Origin of the sequence: Amycolatopsis viridis (genome assembly GCF_011758765.1) — a bacterium.
GTDB lineage: Bacteria > Actinomycetota > Actinomycetes > Mycobacteriales > Pseudonocardiaceae > Amycolatopsis_E > Amycolatopsis_E viridis.
On record NZ_JAANOU010000001.1, the window covers coordinates 4,367,242 to 4,384,274 of the forward strand.

General features: G+C 73.0%; 12 protein-coding genes. 5 read left to right on the forward strand and 7 right to left on the reverse strand.

The annotated features are described in order from the left end of the window. Positions 1 to 15: 15 nt before the first annotated feature. Positions 16 to 2,025 carry a cytochrome c oxidase assembly protein gene (locus FHX46_RS21610; protein WP_167118102.1) on the reverse strand — a complete coding sequence of 670 codons (2,010 nt, stop codon included), beginning with the start codon at positions 2,023 to 2,025 and terminating at the stop codon, positions 16 to 18. A 20-nt stretch (positions 2,026 to 2,045) separates the two neighbouring features. Next, on the reverse strand, positions 2,046 to 3,224 hold the full coding sequence (locus tag FHX46_RS21615) for an MFS transporter (protein ID WP_167121607.1): 1,179 nt from the start codon (positions 3,222 to 3,224) through the stop codon (positions 2,046 to 2,048). Positions 3,225 to 3,300: 76 nt separating this feature from the next. On the opposite strand from FHX46_RS21615, the gene FHX46_RS21620 reads away from it, so the two are divergent. Further along, entirely contained in the window at positions 3,301 to 4,374 is a 1,074-nt protein-coding gene (locus FHX46_RS21620) for a LacI family DNA-binding transcriptional regulator (protein ID WP_167118105.1), read from the forward strand. Between the two features lie 197 nt (positions 4,375 to 4,571). Continuing rightward, positions 4,572 to 4,952, forward strand: a complete 381-nt coding sequence (locus FHX46_RS21625) for a peptidase inhibitor family I36 protein (protein WP_167118108.1) — start codon at positions 4,572 to 4,574, stop codon at positions 4,950 to 4,952. Between the two features lie 556 nt (positions 4,953 to 5,508). Here FHX46_RS21625 and FHX46_RS21630 read toward each other — a convergent pair. From FHX46_RS21630 to FHX46_RS21640, 3 genes are all read right to left on the reverse strand, one after another. Continuing rightward, positions 5,509 to 7,332, reverse strand: coding sequence for a glycoside hydrolase family 2 protein (locus tag FHX46_RS21630; RefSeq protein ID WP_167118111.1), 1,824 nt, complete (start codon positions 7,330 to 7,332; stop codon positions 5,509 to 5,511). A gap of 394 nt (positions 7,333 to 7,726) precedes the next feature. Continuing rightward, positions 7,727 to 8,230: a DUF2087 domain-containing protein gene (locus FHX46_RS21635; RefSeq protein WP_167118114.1), complete on the reverse strand. Its 504-nt coding sequence runs from the start codon at positions 8,228 to 8,230 to the stop codon at positions 7,727 to 7,729. A 421-nt stretch (positions 8,231 to 8,651) separates the two neighbouring features. Continuing rightward, a complete protein-coding gene (locus FHX46_RS21640; protein ID WP_167118117.1) occupies positions 8,652 to 9,389 on the reverse strand; it encodes a PP2C family protein-serine/threonine phosphatase in 738 nt (245 codons plus the stop codon). 77 nt (positions 9,390 to 9,466) lie between these two features. On the opposite strand from FHX46_RS21640, the gene FHX46_RS21645 reads away from it, so the two are divergent. Continuing rightward, complete coding sequence (locus FHX46_RS21645; RefSeq protein ID WP_449224095.1) at positions 9,467 to 12,616, forward strand: BTAD domain-containing putative transcriptional regulator; 3,150 nt, start codon at positions 9,467 to 9,469, stop codon at positions 12,614 to 12,616. Between the two features lie 28 nt (positions 12,617 to 12,644). Here FHX46_RS21645 and FHX46_RS21650 read toward each other — a convergent pair whose 3' ends face one another. Further along, positions 12,645 to 13,820, reverse strand: a complete 1,176-nt coding sequence (locus FHX46_RS21650) for an FAD-dependent monooxygenase (RefSeq protein WP_208400229.1) — start codon at positions 13,818 to 13,820, stop codon at positions 12,645 to 12,647. 105 nt (positions 13,821 to 13,925) lie between these two features. Here FHX46_RS21650 and FHX46_RS21655 point away from each other — a divergent pair, with 105 nt between their 5' ends. Continuing rightward, positions 13,926 to 14,657, forward strand: coding sequence for a YaaA family protein (locus FHX46_RS21655; protein ID WP_167118122.1), 732 nt, complete (start codon positions 13,926 to 13,928; stop codon positions 14,655 to 14,657). Here FHX46_RS21655 and FHX46_RS21660 read toward each other — a convergent pair. Then, positions 14,644 to 15,729: an NAD(P)/FAD-dependent oxidoreductase gene (locus tag FHX46_RS21660; protein ID WP_167118124.1), complete on the reverse strand. Its 1,086-nt coding sequence runs from the start codon at positions 15,727 to 15,729 to the stop codon at positions 14,644 to 14,646. The genes FHX46_RS21655 and FHX46_RS21660 overlap by 14 nt on opposite strands. Before the next feature lie 222 nt (positions 15,730 to 15,951). Between FHX46_RS21660 and FHX46_RS21665 the strand changes: the two genes are divergently transcribed. Then, positions 15,952 to 16,878, forward strand: coding sequence for a serine protein kinase RIO (locus FHX46_RS21665; protein ID WP_167118127.1), 927 nt, complete (start codon positions 15,952 to 15,954; stop codon positions 16,876 to 16,878). Positions 16,879 to 17,033: the final 155 nt, after the last annotated feature.

Here is a 17,033-nt window from a genome sequence, read left to right on the forward strand (position 1 = left end):
TGTCGCAGCGTCGTGCTACGAGCGCGGCTTGCCCTGGTCCGCCATCTGCTTGAGCATCGCGTTGTAGGCCGCCAGCTCCTGCTCCCCGCTGGCCTCCTCCCGGCGGTCCTTCCGCTTCGCCTCCCGCGCGTCGGCGCGTGCCCACTGCAGCAGCAGCGCGATCAGCACCAGCAGCGCGGGCACCTCGCCCGACGCCCACGCGATCCCGCCGCCCAGCCGCTGGTCGGCCAGCAGATCGGACACCCACGGCAGGTGCAGCGCCCGGTAGAAGTTGTCGCCGATGACGGTCTGCTTCGACATCAGGATCACGCCGAAGAAGGCGTGGAAGGGCATGGCGGCGAACATCATGCCGAGCCGTCCGAGGTGCGGCAGCCGCCGCGGCGCCTGGTCCACCCCGATCACCGGCCAGTAGAAGACGTACCCGGTGAGGAGGAAGTGGACGTTCATCAGAAGGTGCGCCCAGTGGTAGTTCAGCGCCGCGCCGAACAGGCCGGAGAAGTACAGAACGTAGAACGAGCCGACGAACAGAACCAGCGCGACGACCGGATGGGTGAGCACGCGCGAGATCGGCGAATGCACTGCGGCGAGCAGCCATTCCCGCGGACCCGGCGGGGCGTCCCGGCCGGCCACCGGCAGCGCCCGCAGCGCGAGGGTCACCGGGCCGCCCAGCACGAACAGCACCGGCGCGACCATCGACAGGAGCATGTGACTGCCCATGTGCACGCTGAACATCGCCGGCGAGTAGCGCCCGATGCCGGACGACGTGGCGATCAGCAACACGAAGCACCCGCCGAGCCACGCGGCCGTCCGGCCCGCGGGCCATGCGACCCCCTTGCGCCGCAGCCGCCGCACGCCCGCCAGGTACGACACCGCCAGCACGATCGCCGCGGTGCCGAAGACCAGGTCGAACCGCCAGTCGAACAGCAGCCGCAGCACGGTGGGCGGGCCCGGCAGGTTGTAGCCGATGAGCAGTTCCGTCGTCGAGGGCTGCACGGCTTCCTGCGGCGGCGGGGTGCGGCCCAGCGCGGTGGCGATGCCGATCGTGACGAACATGATCAGCACCTCGATCGCGGCCAGGCGCAGCAGCTGCCCACCGCCCTGGCCCTCGACCACCGCCCGCACACCGCGGGAACGTTGTTGCTGGCCGAACACCCCGAGCACGAGCAGGGCAACGACCTTGGCCACGACGAGCAGGCCGTACTCGGTGGTGAACAAATCGGACAGCGGCAGCCGGACCAGCGCGTTGATCACGCCGGACACCGCCATCACGATCCAGCACACCAGGGCGAGCCACGAGAACCGGCGCGCGGCGAGCGCCAGGTGATCGCCGCGCCGCCAGCCGAGGGCGAGCAGCGCGACCAGGCCGCCGACCCACAGCGACGCGGCCACCAGGTGGTAGAGCAGGCTGTTCGTGGCGAGGTCGTGGGAGCCACCGCTCGCGGAGTGCCCGGTCACCGCGACCGGGACGAGCCCGGCGAGGGACACCCCGAACAGCACCGCGGTCCATCCCCAGGACAGGGCGAGGCGGCAGCCGAGCACCAGCAGCAGCGCGATACCCGCGGTCCACAGCCAGGCCTTGGGCTGTTCGATCGCGTCGACGAGGTCGAGCAGGACCTGCGGCGAGAACAGCTCGGTGACCGGCTTGCCCGCCGCGTCCGCTGCGGTGAACAGGACCGAGGCGAGCGCCGCGAAGAACCACACCCACGCCGCGGCCCCGGCGGTGCGCAGGGCGGCGTACCCGTCCCGGTCCAGGATTCCGGACTTCTGCGGCGGCACCAGGAACGTCGCCAGCAGCAGCGACCCCACGCACACCACCGAGGCGGCGTCGGCGAGCACCCGCACCACGCCGACGCCGTACTGCGTCACGAGGCCGGGGTCGGGCAGGCCCACGATCTGGTACGTGGCGCCGCCCGACAACGCGAGCAGCGCGACGGCCACCACCGCCGCCAGCAACCCGCACACCAGCAGCAGCGGGAGAACACTCGCCCGGCGGGAGGTCGCGGGCTCGGAAACTTCGGAGGGCACGTGTCGAGGGTAGGCCCGCCTCACACGGGCAGCTCAGCAGCCGCCCGTTCGCGGTGACGTGCGCGACTCGCCCCCGCCGCGGCCGGAGCGATCAACGCCGCCAGAACCGCGACCAGCACAAACGAAGCGGACAACGAGGTCACCTGAGCGAGTCCGCCGATCAGCGGCGGGCCGGCCAGGAAACCGGTGTACGCGACGGTGGTGACGAACGCGATCTCGCGTTCCCCGCCGCTGCCGTCGGCCCGCTTACCGGCCGCACCGGCGAGGCTCAGCGCGACCGGGAACGCCGCGGCGAGCCCGGTGCCGGCCAGGACGAACCCGGCGAAGGCCGGACCCGCGGCCGGCACGACGGCCGAGGTCAGCAACCCCGCCCCGGCCACGACGGCGCCGGCCACCAGGGTGCGGGTGGCGCCGAAGCGGCGCTGCATCCACGCGCTGCCCAGACGGGTCACCGCCATGGCGAGGGAGAACGCGGTGAAGGCCAGCGCGGCCGCACCCTGCCCCGTGCCGTGCTCGGTCACCAGCAGCAACGCCGACCAGTCCGAGCTGGCCCCCTCGGCGACGGCGGAACACAGCGGGACCGCGGCGAGCAACCACAGCACCGGACGGCGGGCCGGGGCCGTGCGGGGCTGGCCCACCCGCCGCTCCACACGAGGAGCCGATCGGGGCAGACCGCGGTGGACGAGGACCAGCACGAGCGCGGCCACGACCGCGGCTACGAGGAAGTGCCGGTCGGTTGACCAGTGGCGGGCCGCGGCGAGCCCGGCGGCGGCCGACGCGACCAGGCCGCCGAAGCTGAATCCCGCGTGGAACACCGGCATGATCGCCGTGCCGCGGCGCCGCTCCACGGCGACCCCGCCGACGTTCATCGCCACGTCCAGCGCGCCGCTCGCGAAGCCGAGCCCGAACAGGGCGATCGCGAGCCACGCGACCGACCCGACGAGCCCGGTCACCGCCAGCACGGCGCAGCTCAGCAGCGTCGAGGCGATCATCACGCGGCGTGCCCCGAACCGCTCCGACCAGCGCCCGGACAACGGGGCCGCCAGCAGAAGCCCGGCGGTGCCGCCGAGCAGCGCCAGCCCCAGCGTGCCGGGGCCGGCGCCGGCCTGGTCGGCGAGCGCGGGCACCCGCGGTGCCCACGATCCGTAGACCGCGCCGTTGAGCGCGAACACGACGAACACCGCTACCCGGTCGCTGATCCCGATCACCTCTCCCACAATGACTTAAGCGCTTCAGAAGGTCAACCGGGTTCCGGGTCCGTCTACACTCCCGCGCATGACCGGTACCCGTCGGCGGCGCCCGACGCTGGACGACGTCGCCACCGCCGTGGGTGTCTCGCGGGCGACCGTGTCCAACGCGTACAACCGGCCCGACCAGCTCTCCGCCGACCTGCGCAACGAGGTACTGCGGGTCGCGAAGCGCCTCGGCTACGCGGGTCCCAACCCCGTCGCGCGGAGCCTGGCGACCCAGCGCACCGGCGCGATCGCGTTCATGCTCGACACCGGGTTGTCGGCGGCCTTCTCCGATCCGGCGCTGTCGATCACCCTCGACGCGCTGGCGAGCCGGGTCGACCGGGAAGGTCACGCGCTCCTCCTCCTGCCCGGCGGGCACGATGGCGGGCCGCGCGCCGACCGGGTGCTCGCAGCCCAGGCGGATCTCGCGGTGGCCTACTCCCTGGCGGACAACGCACCGGCGCTGCGAGCGGTCAAGCAACGCGGGCTGCCGCTGGTGGTGATCGACCAGCCGATCGTGCCCGGTGCCGCGCGGGTGTCGACCGACGATCGTGGCGGCGCGACGGCCGCAGCCCGGCACCTGCTGGAACTGGGACACCGGCGGTTCGCGATCCTGTCCGCGCAGTGCCTGTCCGAACCCCGGGGCGGTCCCCTGACGGCCGCCGAAGCCGCGCGGAGCCGGTTCCGGGACAACCGGGAGCGGCTCGCCGGTTACCTGGAGGCGCTGGGGGCGGCCGGCATCGACCCGGGTGCAGTGCCGATCTGGGAGGTGTCCGGGGTGTCCCGCGACGCGGCGATGCCTGGCGCGGCCCGCCTGCTCGACGACGAGCCGACCGCGATGCTGTGCATGTCCGACGAACTGGCACTGGCCGCGCTCGCCGTCGCGCGGCGACGCGGCCTGCGGGTGCCCCGGGACCTGTCCGTCGTCGGGTTCGACGACACCCCACCGGCCGCCTGGTCGGATCCGCCGTTGACGACCGTGCGGCAGGACCTGGTGCGCAAGGGGCAACTGGCCGGGGAGCTGGCCCTGCGCCTGCTCGCGGGCCATCGCGCGCCGGCGGCGACCACATTGGACGTCGAGCTGGTGGTGCGCGGTTCCACGGGGCCCGCCAAATAGCAGAGAAATCTTCCCTTCGGCAAGAACCAGTTTCCGCACCTGTGGACAAGTGCGTCCCGGGGCCCCGATCGAGTTAACGGGAACTACTTATCCACAGAAGTAGAAATGCCCGCTGACAAGATCGCCGGGACACGCCACTGTGGAACCCGGAACCGCCAAGGGCGGCAACCACAGGCACCTCACAGGGGAGATGAGAAATGTTTGGGAAAGTTCGCGCGTACCTGCCCAAGGCGCTCGTTCTGGCCGCGCTCGGATTGCTGACCACCGGAGGAATCGCCGAAGCGGAAACCGCTCCGGCCATTCCCAACGGCTGCGAGCAGGGCGAATTCTGCGCCTGGTCCGGAGGGCTCTACGCCGGCACGGTGCAGTTCCTCGACCTCCGCACGGCCAATCCCGGCGAATGCATCCCGCTCGGCGGGGCCACGCGCTCGTTCGTCAACCGGCTGGACCGCGAAGTGACCGTGTACCAGGGCGAGGACTGCTCCACAGAGGGCGACTTCAGCACGTACCCGGGCCACGGGACGTTCGTACCGCAGGCACCGTTCGTGGTGCGCGCCATCCAGATCTGGGACTACTAGCCCGGAGTCCCGCAGACGAGACCAGTTGTCCGCTCGCTCCTGGGGACGTGAGTCCGAGCGGCGACCGGTCCGGGATCCGCATCCGCGGTTCCCGTCCGCGGGCGCGGCGCGGGCACACGTCGCGCCCGCGGATCCTCACGCGTGTTCGGGCAGCTCGTTGCCGCTCTCGCGGCCGGTCAACGGTCGTCGTCCTGGCCTCGCTGCCTGTGAAGGTGCGAGCGTGCACGTTCGAGGAACTGGCCGAGGAAGCCGGGGGCACCGGCGGGAACGCGGGTCGCTTCGGTTGCGAGGGGCAGGGACCACAGCCCGGATCCGCAGCACTCGACCTCGGACAACGCGCTCATCGGCGCCGGCGGGTGATAGAGCCGACCTGGCGCCCGCAGGGGTGCTGTCCGCGGCAGGGCACCCCCGCGCCGGCCCAGGTGCTCCGCGGAGCCGCGAGGGCCTGCGCCGCGTGGAGTGTCGCCCTGGCGGCGCGGGCACGGCGTGCCGGCCGGTGACGGCGGCTGGGAAGAGGCCGGCCCCGCGTCAACCGCTGCCGTGGTCGCCTCGCTGGTCAAGTGCGCTCACGGAAGGGGTTGAGCTCCTCGGGCGGGATGGCCGCCGCGGGGCGGGTGAGGATCGCCCGGATCCGGGCCGGATCGACCTTCGGCGTCCGGTCCGCGGTGAGCAGACCGTTGCGTTCCTGCTCGGTGTCGGTCAGCTGGGTGTAGCAGAAGCCGGCGAGCGCGGGCGAGGCGAGGACGGTGGTGACGAGCTGCTCCAGGCGGGCGACCAGGTCTTCGTCATCCGTCACGGTGGCGTAGCCGAACCACTTCTCGTCCTCGGCGGGCACGTAGGACAGGCCACCGAACTCGGTCAGCATGACCGGGCGGCCGGGTGCGGCGGCGTCGAGCAGGAGGCGACGACCGCCGGGCCGTCCGTTGGTCACGGTGTCGTGCACGGCGTCGGGATCACCGTAGCGAGTGGACAGTGAGGCGCCCGCGGGGGCGTAGTCGTGCACACCGACGATGTCGGCTTCGGGGATCTCCCAGCCGTCGTTGCCGATCACCGGCCGGCTCGGATCGACGCTCTTGGTGAGGTGGTAGAGGGATCGCGCGAAGTGAGCTTGGGCCCGGTCCATGGCGATGTCCGGGACGCCCCAGCTCTCGTTGACCGGTACCCAGGTGACGATGCAGGGATGGCTGCGGTCGCGGCGCAGGATCTCCAGCCATTCCCGGGTGAACCGCTCGACGGCTTCCGGAGCGAACTCGTAGGCGTTCGCGGTCTCACCCCAGACCAGCAATCCGAGCCGGTCGCACCAGTAGAGGAACCGGGGGTCCTCGGCCTTCTGGTGCACCCGGACACCGGTGAAGCCCAGCTCCTTGACGAGCTCGACCTCCCGGCGCACCGCGACCGCGTCCGGCGCGGCGAGGTGCGACTGGGGCCAGTAGCCCTGTTCCAGAACCATCCGCGGGTAGTACGGGAGGTGATTGAGGAGGAAACGACCATCAGCCGCACCGACATCACGCAGACCGAGATAGCTCGACACCGTATCGGTGGGCGCTTCGGCGACGTGCAGTTCGACTGCGGCGTCCACCAGCACGGGGTTCTCCGGAGACCACAGCAGCCGGTGCCGATCCTGTCCGTGCCGCAGCGCGGGTACGGCGACATCGAACCGGAACCGCCGCCGGTCGACCCGCACGGCCTGTTCGGCCAGGATTTCGTCGCCGAGCCGCAACGCCACGCGAATCGTGACGGCTTCCGCGGGTGCCACGGAGAGCTCGCCCTCGCAGACGACGGATGCCCGGCTGATCTCGGGCGTCCAGTGCAGTTCACGCAAATGCAGGTCGGGCACCACTTCCGCCCACACCGGCTGCCAGATTCCGGTGGTGCGGTGGTACCAGATGTCGTGCGGCTCGGGATGCCAGTCCTGCTTGCCCCTGGGCTGAGTGCCTTCGTCCGGCCGGTCCTCCGCCCGCAGGACGACGACCTGCGGACCGTCCGCCCGCAACGCCGGAGTGATGTCGAAGGAGAACGGTGTCTGCCCACCTTCGTGGCCGCCGACCGGATTTCCGTTGATCCACACGGATGCCGCGTAGTCGACCGCGGCGAAGTGCAGGACCAGGCGGTGTCCGTGCGGGATCGACGGCGCGTCGAACTCGCGCCGGTACCAGACGACGGCGTGCGGTTCGGTCGCACGCACGCCGGAGAGCTCCGATTCCGGCGGGTACGGCACGGTGATCGTCCGGTCGAACGGTTCCGGCTCGGCGAACCACCGGTCGGCGAGGCCGCGGTCGTCATCGTCGAACGCGAAGCCCCAGGTGCCGTCCAGTTCGAACCACTCGGACCGGACGAGTTGCGGTCGGGGGCACAGGCGGTCCGGGTCGGCGACGATCATGGCGAGAACCCTACGACAGGAAGGAGGATCGAGCATGGCGCCCTGAGCTGGTGAACACCGCGCTCCGGTCCGCCGGCCGCGTGCGAAGGATCCGGCGACCGAGGGAGGGGCTTCGAACCAGCCCGCCCAGGTCACGCCCGAACGGACCGGCGCACCTCGGACCACGCCCCGGCGAACCAGCCCACTCTGGAATCCCCCGGGCGAACCAGCGCAACCGGGAACCACACCCACCAGCCCATCCTCGAGCCACACCCGGCAGGCCGCACCGCCCCACGGCCACTCCCGACGAACGAGCCCGATCTGCAATCACCCTCAGCGAACCAGCCCGCCCCACGGCCACGCGCCGGCAAACCAACCGAGCCCATGCTCACACCCCAGCGGACCGGCCGCCGCCTCACGCCCCGGCGAACGACCCGTCGGCTGCCGGGCGTGCCTCGGCAGGGCGTCCGTAGGCGCGGCCGTCGTTGCTGCGCTGGAGCAAACCTTCGTCAACGAGGAAACGGCGGAGCGCGGCGTGGTCGTCGTGGATGGGCGCGAGCTTCTCGCGAACCTCGCGCTCCGTGTAGATCCGGCCCGGCTCGAACTTTCCGGCGAGTTCCGTGAGCAGGGCTCGACGCAGCTTGCCCGGCCGTGGGATCGCCGTGAGCCGTCCGCGGCGGAACAGCGCATCGAGCGGATCGGCCGGTCGCCTCGCCAGCGCATCGCGGAAGGCTTCGGGGACGGGCCGGTAGCGACCCTCGGCAAGGGTGACGAGCCCAGCTGAGACGAGCCGGTTCGCGAGCTTCGCCGTGCGCCGGTCGTCGCCGGGCAGGCCGTCGGGCTCCGTGCAGATCCTGGCGAAGAGCATCAGGCGTTCGGGATCCGCCAGCGCGGAAACCAGCGCTTCCGGTGAGGCCATGACCCCGACCGTACCGCCCGATCGCCCCGCCGGTGAACCCGTTTTCCTGATCACTCCGCGCACCGGCAGCCCCACCGGGGAGGCGCCCGCCAGGCAGCGCACAACCGACACGGCCGGACGCCGGGCGCACACTCCGGCCGCCAGGGGCCCGGCCGGGGGTGCTGCATCGACCGCACTCGCCGCCGACCGCCGCTCAGCATCCAGATCAACGTTGTCGTCCCCCGCCCACCGAGCCGGCGACCCGTCGCTCCCGCGCTCAGCTGGACGGGTCGGCACCACGGTCACCCGCAGATCTGCGGGCCGGCACTCCAGCGACGGCAGTGTCCGCACCGAGCGCCAAACCGCCAGGCGCACCGGGCCGGTACGCCGCCGGGCAGGGAGATCCGCCGGCACCCGCGACGCGGCCGCCGGCCGCGTGGTGTCAGTCCCGGACGTCGGCGACGACGCAGCTGATGTTGTCCGGTCCGCCGCCCGCGTTGGCGAGCTCCACCAGCCGCCGCACCGCTTCGTCGGGTTCGGGCACGGTGCTCAGGACCTCGCTGAGCTGGTCGGGTGACGCGACGTCCGACAGGCCGTCCGAACAGATCAGGTACCGGTCGCCGGCCCGGGCGTCCAGCACGAACAGATCCGGCTCCGGCTCCCCGGCGCCCTGCAGGGCCCGCGTCAGCACCGACCGCTGCGGGTGGTTCATCGCCAGTTCCGGCGAGATCCGCCCCTGGTCCACCAGCTCCTGCACCACCGTGTGGTCCCGCGTCACCTGCACCAGCTCGCCCTCGCGCAGCCGGTACGCGCGGGAATCACCCACGTGCGCCACGGCGAACGAATCACCGTTCCACGCCAGGACCGTCAGCGTGGTCCCCATGCCCTGCAGCCGGCTGTCCTCCTCGACGAGCGCCCGCAACCGGCGCCCCGCATCGGACACCGCACCGGCCAGCGCCTCCAGGTCGACCTTCGCCGACTCGGCCGCCACGCGCTCGTCCAGGGCGGCGATCGCGGCGACCGCGCCCGAACTCGCGACCTCACCGGCGACGTGGCCGCCCATCCCGTCGGCGACCGCCAGCAGACGCGGACTGGTGTAGACCGAGTCCTCGTTCGCTTCGCGTCGCTGCCCGACGTCGGAAGCCACGGCGTAGGAAATCGTCAGCGGCCCAGGTTCCATACGTGAAGTAAAGCAGCGGCCCGCGAAGCCCGGCACAGCCTCACCCCGTCCGAGGCGCCATGGGCCACAATCACGGGGTGTGGTTCGCCGTCCTGGGTCCGGTCGAGGTGCGCTCCGCGGCCGGAAACCCGGTGGCCCTCGGCGGGCCACGACCCCGGTCCCTCCTCGCGCTCCTGCTGCTCGACGCGGGTCGCGTCGTCGGCACCGGGCGGCTCGTCGAGGGCCTCTACGGCGACGACCCGCCGCGCGACGCGGCCAACGCGCTCCAGGCACAGGTGTCCCGGCTGCGCCGCAAGCTCGGCGACGAAGCGCGCATCGAGTCCCACCCGGCCGGCTACCGGCTCGCGGTCGACCCGGACCGCGTCGACGTCCACCGCTTCACCCAGCTCGCCGTGGCGGGCCGGAAAGCCCTCGCCGCCGGCGACCACACCCGTGCCGCGCGGCTCCTGGATGAGGCCCTCGCACTGTGGCGCGGCCCGGCGCTGGCCGACGTCCGCGACGCGCCCTTCGCCGGAGCGCAGGCCGTCCGGCTGGACGAGCTGCGCACCGCGGCGATCGAGGACCGTGCGGAAGCCGACCTGGCCCTCGGCGAGTCCCGCGGCGTGATCGACGAGCTGACCGCGCTGTGCGCCGCCCACCCCCTCCGCGAGCGCCCGCGGGTCCTGCTCATCCGCGCGCTCGCGGCCGACGGGCGCCAGGCCGAGGCGCTCACCGTCTTCGCGGACGCACGCCGCGCGCTCGCCGAGGAGCTGGGCGCCGACCCGTCGCCGGAACTCGCCGCCGCCCACCTCGCGGTGCTGCGCGCCGAACCGGTGCCGGAACCACGGAAACTCCCCGCCCAGCTCACCAGCTTCGTCGGCCGGGAACCGGAACTGGCTCGGATCGCCGCTCTGCTGGCGGACAACCGCCTGGTCACGCTCACCGGTCCCGGTGGCGCGGGGAAGACGCGGCTGGCCGTCGAGGCCGGCAGCCACGCCGACGGCGACGTGTGCTTCGTGGACCTGGCGCCCGTCGCGAGCGGCACCGAGGTCGCCCAGGCCGTCCTCACCGCGCTCGGCCTGCGGGAGACCGGGATGTTCCCCGCCGCGGCCGCGCCGGATCCGGTCGAGCGCGCGGAGGTGGCCCTGGCCGACCGTCGCGTACTGCTGATCTTCGACAACTGCGAGCACGTCATCACCGGCGCCGCCAAGCTCGTCCACCGGCTGCTCGCGGCCGGCCCCGGGCTGCGGGTGCTCGCCACCAGCCGGGAACCGCTGGGCATCACCGGTGAGGCGTTGTGCCCGGTGCCGCCGCTGGCGTCGCCGCCGCCGGGCACGGCCGCGGACGAGGCTCTCGGCTACGAGTCGGTGCGGCTGTTCGCCGAGCGCGCAGCGGCAGTGCGGCCCGGGTTCCGGCTCGACGACCAGACCGCACCACAGGTGCTGCGGATCTGCGCCGCGCTCGACGGGTTGCCGCTGGCGATCGAGCTGGCCGCGGCCCGCCTGCGGACCCTGCCGCTGGACCAGCTCGAGTCCCGGCTCGGCGACCGGTTCCGCCTGTTGTCGAAGGGCAGCCGCACCGCCGCACCGCGGCACCAGACGTTGCGCGCGGTGGTCGGCTGGAGCTGGGACCTCCTCGAACCGGACGAACGGGACCTGGCACGGCGGTTCGCTGTCTTCGCGGGCGGCGCGACCGCGGATGCCGTCGCGGGCGTTTGTGGACTGTCCGAAGCGGACGCCGAGGACCTTCTCGACAGCCTTGTCGACAAGTCTCTCGTGGAGTTCTCCGGGGACCGGTACCGGATGCTGGAGACGATCCGGGCGTTCAGTACGGAGCTTCTGGACGAATCGGGCGAACGCGAAGAGCTCGCCCGCGCGCACGCGGGGTACTTCCTCGCGCTAGCCCGGACCGCCGACCCGCACCTGCGCCGCAGCGAGCAGGTCGAGTGGCTCGCGCGGCTGACCGCGGAGCGGGCGAACCTGAACGCCGCTCTGCGCTGGGCGGTCGAGGCGGACACGACGCTGGCACTGCAGCTGGTCGGGGCACTGTCGTCGTACTGGCGCCTGCAGGGTGTACGGACGGAGATCGCTCCGCTGGCGGTGCGCCTGCTCGCCAACCTCGGCCCCGAGCCGCTCACGGAGGCCGGGGAGCTCACGGAGGAATACACACTGGCCGTGCTCAACGCGGCGCCCGCGGAGCCGCCCGGGCTGGACGAGCACCTGCGCCGGGCGGATTCGATCATGAGCTCGCTGCGCTGGCCGGTGCGACAGCCGTACCTGCTGGTCTACTGGGCGTTGTTCGCCGGGCCACCGGCGCCCGCGCGCCAGCCGACCGAGCTGGAGCTGGCGATGTCGGGCGATGCCGATCCCTGGTTCGGCGCGCTGCGGGACTTCTCCCTCAGCTACCTCCAGCTGTTCAACGGGGACATCGCGGGCGCCGAGCAGACCTTCCACCAGGCGCTGGAGTCGTTCCGCACGGTCGGCGACCGGTGGGGTGCGGCGCAAGTGCTCGACGGGCTCGGCGAGCTCGCGGACCTGCGCGGGGACCGGGACCGGGCGCTGGCGCTGGTGGACGAGGCGATCGGCCTGCTCGGCGAACTCAACGCGACGGAGGAGCTGGCCGAGCTGACGCTGCGGCGAGCCGACCGCCTGCTGCGCGCCGGCGACCTGAGTGACGCGGAAGCCGGCTACCAGAGCGGCGCGGAGCTGGCGCGGCGGGCCGGTGCCTCGACGCTGCTCGCGCTGGCCGAGCGCGGGTTCGGCGATCTGGCGCGCCGCCGCGGCGACTTCGCGCCGGCGCAGGCGCGGTACGAACGCGCGCTGCGCGGGCTGGGCGCGGACTGGCAGAGCGGCGCGGCCAGCGCCCAGACGCTGACCGCGCTCGGCCGTCTCGCCGAGGCCACGGGCGACCTGACCGATGCCCGGGCGCGGCACCGGCGGGCGCTCGGGATCGCCCTGGCGCAGCACTTCCGGTCGAACATCGCCGACGCGCTGGAAGGGCTCGCGGGGACCACGTTGCTCGACGGGGATCCGGACGCGGCTGCCGAGCAGCTGGGGATGGCTGTCGCACTGCGTGGCGCGGCCCGGCGGGGCGACCAGGACGTGGCGGCGGTGGCGGCGCGGTGCCAGCAGCTGCTCGGTACGGACGCATTCGCCGCCGCCTACGAGCGCGGCGCGGAGATGCCGTACGACGAAGTCCTCGCCCGGCTGACCGCTGCCGCGGACCGCACGCCGCACGAAGCGCGGTGATCCTCCCCGCTCCCGCGCGGCCGTGGCCTCAGAGGCCGTAGTCCTTCAGCCGGAGGGTGTTGGCCGCCTTCACGGTCATCTTGTCGAAGACCCCGGAGAACAACCGGGTGGTCAGCAGGCGGTGCGACTGGTTCCGCACCCACAGCCCCCGCGCCGTCCGGGGTGCGAGGAACGGACCGGTGCCCTTGGCCTGCTTGGCGCCCGCCTCGGCGGCCGGGCGCACCTCCGACTCGTACCGCGGGAACGCGACGGTGTGGTCCCCGCCCGCCGCCGCCAGCTCCCCGGCGAGCACGTGCGCGGCCATCATCGCCAGGCCGGTGCCGCTGCCGCCCGGTCCGACGCCCCAGCCCGCGTCACCGACCAGAGCGACCCGGCCGCTCGTGTACGCAGGCAGACGGATGTGCGCGAGCTCGTCGAAGTACAGGTCGTCCGCCTCGCGGAGGGCGGCCAGCAGCCGCGGCACCTCCCAGCCGACCCCGGCGTAGACCTCGGTGATGAGCCGCTTCAGCTGGGCCTCGTCCTTGCGGTCGTAGCTCGGCCCGTTCACGGCGAACACGAAACCGACGCTCGCGGGGCCGTCCGGGTCCTGCGCCGCGTACGTCACGCCCCGGCCGGGCACGTTGTAGATCAGCCCGGTGTGGTCGAGGCGCAGGTGGTTCGGCGCGCTGCACCCGGCGTAGACGTAACCCATGTCCGTCCGGAACCGTGACTCCGGCCCGAACGTCAGTGCCCGCACCGCCGAATGCAGGCCGTCGGCACCGACGACCAGGTCCACGGTGCGCGGCGCGCCGTGCGCAAAAGCCACCTCGACCGCGGATCCGGTGTCGGTCAGCGCCGTGATCCAGTCGCCGAAGACGTACTCCGTGTCGGCACGGGTCGCCTCGTACAGCACGCGGCCCAGGTCGCCGCGCTGGATCTCGACCTCACCGCTGATCATCGCTGCCGGCAGGCTCGCGATGCGGTTCCCGGACGCGTCGAGGATGTGCTGCTCCCCCATCGACGTCCGCCGCGCCCGGACCTCCTCCAGCAACCCCATGCGGCGCAGGATCTCCATCTGCTCACCGCGGAAGTCCACGGCCTGCCCGCCCTCGCGCAGCGCGGGTGCCCGTTCCACCACGGTGGTCGAGTAGCCAAGGCGGTTCAGCCAGAAGGCCACGGACGGCCCGGCGATGCCGGCACCGGAGATCAGCACGGTCTTGCTCATGGTCGCTCTCCTCGTCGTCTCGGATGAGGTGAGCTTCGCCGGGTGCACTGACCGTCGGCTGACCGTCCGCTGACCGGGTGACCCGCCGCGCGTTACCCTGCTGCCGTGCTGGTGCTGCTGCCTCCGTCGGAGACCAAGGCCGCCGGTGGGGACGGGCCGCCGCTGGATCTCGGCGCGCTGTCGTTTCCCGACCTGAACCCGCTGCGCCGCAAGCTGGCCGACGCGCTGACGGACCTGGCGGGGAGCGTTCCGGAAAGCCGGAAGGTGCTCGGTTTGTCAGCGAGGCAGGTGGACGAGGTGGCGCGCAACGCCGAGCTGTGGGCCGCGCCCACCCTGCCCGCGCTCGAGCGGTACACCGGGGTGCTCTACGACGCACTCGGGTACGGCTCGCTGCGGTCGGCCGCCCGGGCGAAGGCGGATCGCCGGCTCGCCGTCGCCTCGGCGTTGTTCGGTGTCGTCCGCGGCACCGACCGCATCCCGGCCTACCGGCTCTCCGGCGGCACCGCACTGCCCGCGCTGGGCAGCCTGCGGTCGCTGTGGCGCCCGGTGCTCGAACCCGCACTGGCCGAAGTGGACGGTCTGGTCGTGGATCTGCGTTCCGGCGCGTACGCCGCGCTGGCTCGCGTCCCGCACGCGATCACCGTCCGCGTGGTCTCGGCCAGCGGTCAGACCATCAGCCACTTCAACAAGGCGTACAAGGGAAAGCTCGCCGCCGCGCTGGCGACCGCCGGGCGCGAACCCGCCACGGTGGAAGGGCTGATCGGCACCGCCGAGCGCGCCGGCATCACCCTGGACCGGGTCGGCGAGCAGGAACTGGAGCTGATCACCGACCGGTGAACCGCTCCGGCCGGTAGGGCGCCAGGTCCACCGGCACCTCCTCGCCCAGCGCGAGGCCGGCGACGAGCCGTCCGGCGAACGGTCCCACGGTGAGCCCACCGGGACCGAAGCCGGTGGCGAGCAGCACGTCCGGGCGATCCTCGAGCGGGCCGAGCAGCGGCAGGCCGTCCGGCGAGGCCGGCCGGAACCCGATCCGCGTTTCCAGCAGCGTTGCCTCCGCCAGCCCGGGCGCGACGGTCAGCGCGTGGTCGAGCACCTCCCGCTGGCCCGCCGCGGTGATCCGGTGGTCGAACCCGGAACCGGTCTCGCGGGTGGCGCCCGCCACGACGCGGGAACCGGGGAAGGCCAGCAGATAGTGGCTGGACACCGGCAGCACCACCGGCCAGCGCGCGGTGTCCACCCCGGGCAGCTCGAAGTGGCTGATCTGGCCGCGCTGCGGCGCCACCGGCACCGACGGCACCAGCTCGCTGGTCCACGCGCCCGCCGCCACGACGACCCGGTCCGCGGCCAGTTCCTCACCGGCGACCCGCACGCCGCGTGGCGTCAGCTCGGCCGCTCCCGCGACGATCCGCGCGCCCCGCCTCACCGCGGCGCCGAGCAGTGCCTGCCGGAGGCGCCGCCCGTCCACGCGGCCGCCGCCGGAGACGTGCACGGCGGCCAGCTCGGGCGCCAGGACCGGGAAGAGCTCGCTCGCCTGCGCGGGATCGAGCCGGGTGACCTCGCCCGCGGCCGGCTGGCCGGCGGCACGCTCGCCGACCCGGCGGTACGCCTCGTCCAGTTCGGCCTCGTCGGCCGACACCACCATGCCGCCGACGACCTCGAACGAGGTGTCCTCCGCGCCGTCCTCGGCCAGCTGGCCGAGCAGTTCCGGGTAGTACGCCGCCGCGGACGCGGCGAGCCGGTACTCGTCGTCGCCCCGGCGGCTGGCCCACGGGCACACGATCCCCGCACCGGCGGACGTCGCCACCCTCTCGCGGCCGGCGTCGACCACGACCACCTCGGCGCCGCGACGGGCGAGCTGGTGGGCGGTACTCGACCCGGCGATCCCGGAGCCGATCACGATGACACGCACGTCCGTCAGTGTGCCCGACAAAATCGGTTGCGGCCGCGGTTGCGCCGCGGGCAGGATCATGCCCACGCCGGTGCGCTGGGCCCGGTGGTGAGCGGAGGAGGTGCGTCGTGTCCGTCGTTGTCCTGGGCTGTGCCGTCACCGCCTGCACTGTCCTCACCGCCCGTCCCGCCCCACCCGCCTGATCCCGGCGCCGGTGGGGCACCTCATCCAGGAGACCCACCAGTGCGCCAGCACGATTTCGAAGACTTCACGCCCCGTCGCCGACGTTCCCGGTTCGACGACGAGATCAACCCCGTCCGCCGCGGCCGCCTCACCGAGGGCGAACGGGAGCGGCTCGCCCGCCTGCGCGAGGACGCCTACGCCGAGCCCGAGATCCCGGGCGGCGCCGACCGCTACTCCACCTGGGACAGCGCCGAGCACGGACCACGCCCGCACCCGGTGTGGGTGGTCACCGACCTGGCCGCCGTCGACACCGAGCTCGGTGTCCTCAAGACCGGCAAGGAAGCCGACGTGCACCTGCTGCGCCGGGGCCTGCCCGGCGGCGGCACGGACTGCCTGCTCGCCGCGAAGCGTTACCGCTCCAGCGAGCACCGCCAGTTCCACCGCGACTCGGGCTACCTCGAAGGCCGGCGCATGCGCCGGTCCCGGGAGACCCGGGCCATGGCGCAGCGAACCTCGTTCGGCCGCAACCTCATCGCCGAGCAGTGGGCGGCCGCCGAGTTCGCCGCGCTCAGTCGGTTGTGGACGATCGGCGCGCCGGTGCCGTACCCGGTGCAGCGGGACGGCACGGAACTGCTGCTGGAGTTCGTCGGTGACGCCGACGGCACCGCGGCGCCGCGCCTGGCACAGCTGCGGCCCGGGCCGGACGAACTACGCGTCCTGTGGTTCCAGACACTCGGGGCGCTCGACGTCCTGGCGTCGGACGGGCTCGCGCACGGCGACCTGTCGGCCTACAACATCCTCGTCCGCGACGGCCGGATCGTGCTGATCGATCTGCCACAGGTCGTCGACGTAGTGGCGAATCCGCGGGGAACCGAGTTCCTCGATCGTGACGTCCGCAACATCGCCGGGTGGTTCGCGGCACGAGGATTGCAGGTGGAGACCGAGGAGACGGCCGCCGGCCTGCGGGAGCGGGCGGGGCTGACGTGAAGGCCACTCCGGTCTTCAGGTAGCCTGATCACAGTCCGCAATCGGGCGACGTGAATTCGGGTCGCCCCCTTCCTGGGACGCGGACACACCACCGATGGCGCAGCCGCGCCGGGTTCGTCCATGTGAAAGCCCGCCGAACTTGTTCTTCCGCCTGC

What these genes read in the sequence shown, in the direction of transcription:
- FHX46_RS21620 (WP_167118105.1), top strand. Translation starts at nt 3,301, where the DNA reads ATGACCGGTACCCGTCGGCGGCGCCCGACGCTGGACGACGTCGCCACC.
- FHX46_RS21625 (WP_167118108.1), top strand. Translation starts at nt 4,572, where the DNA reads ATGTTTGGGAAAGTTCGCGCGTACCTGCCCAAGGCGCTCGTTCTGGCC.
- FHX46_RS21630 (WP_167118111.1), bottom strand. Translation starts at nt 7,332, where the DNA reads ATGATCGTCGCCGACCCGGACCGCCTGTGCCCCCGACCGCAACTCGTC.
- FHX46_RS21635 (WP_167118114.1), bottom strand. Translation starts at nt 8,230, where the DNA reads ATGGCCTCACCGGAAGCGCTGGTTTCCGCGCTGGCGGATCCCGAACGC.
- FHX46_RS21640 (WP_167118117.1), bottom strand. Translation starts at nt 9,389, where the DNA reads ATGGAACCTGGGCCGCTGACGATTTCCTACGCCGTGGCTTCCGACGTC.
- FHX46_RS21650 (WP_208400229.1), bottom strand. Translation starts at nt 13,820, where the DNA reads ATGAGCAAGACCGTGCTGATCTCCGGTGCCGGCATCGCCGGGCCGTCC.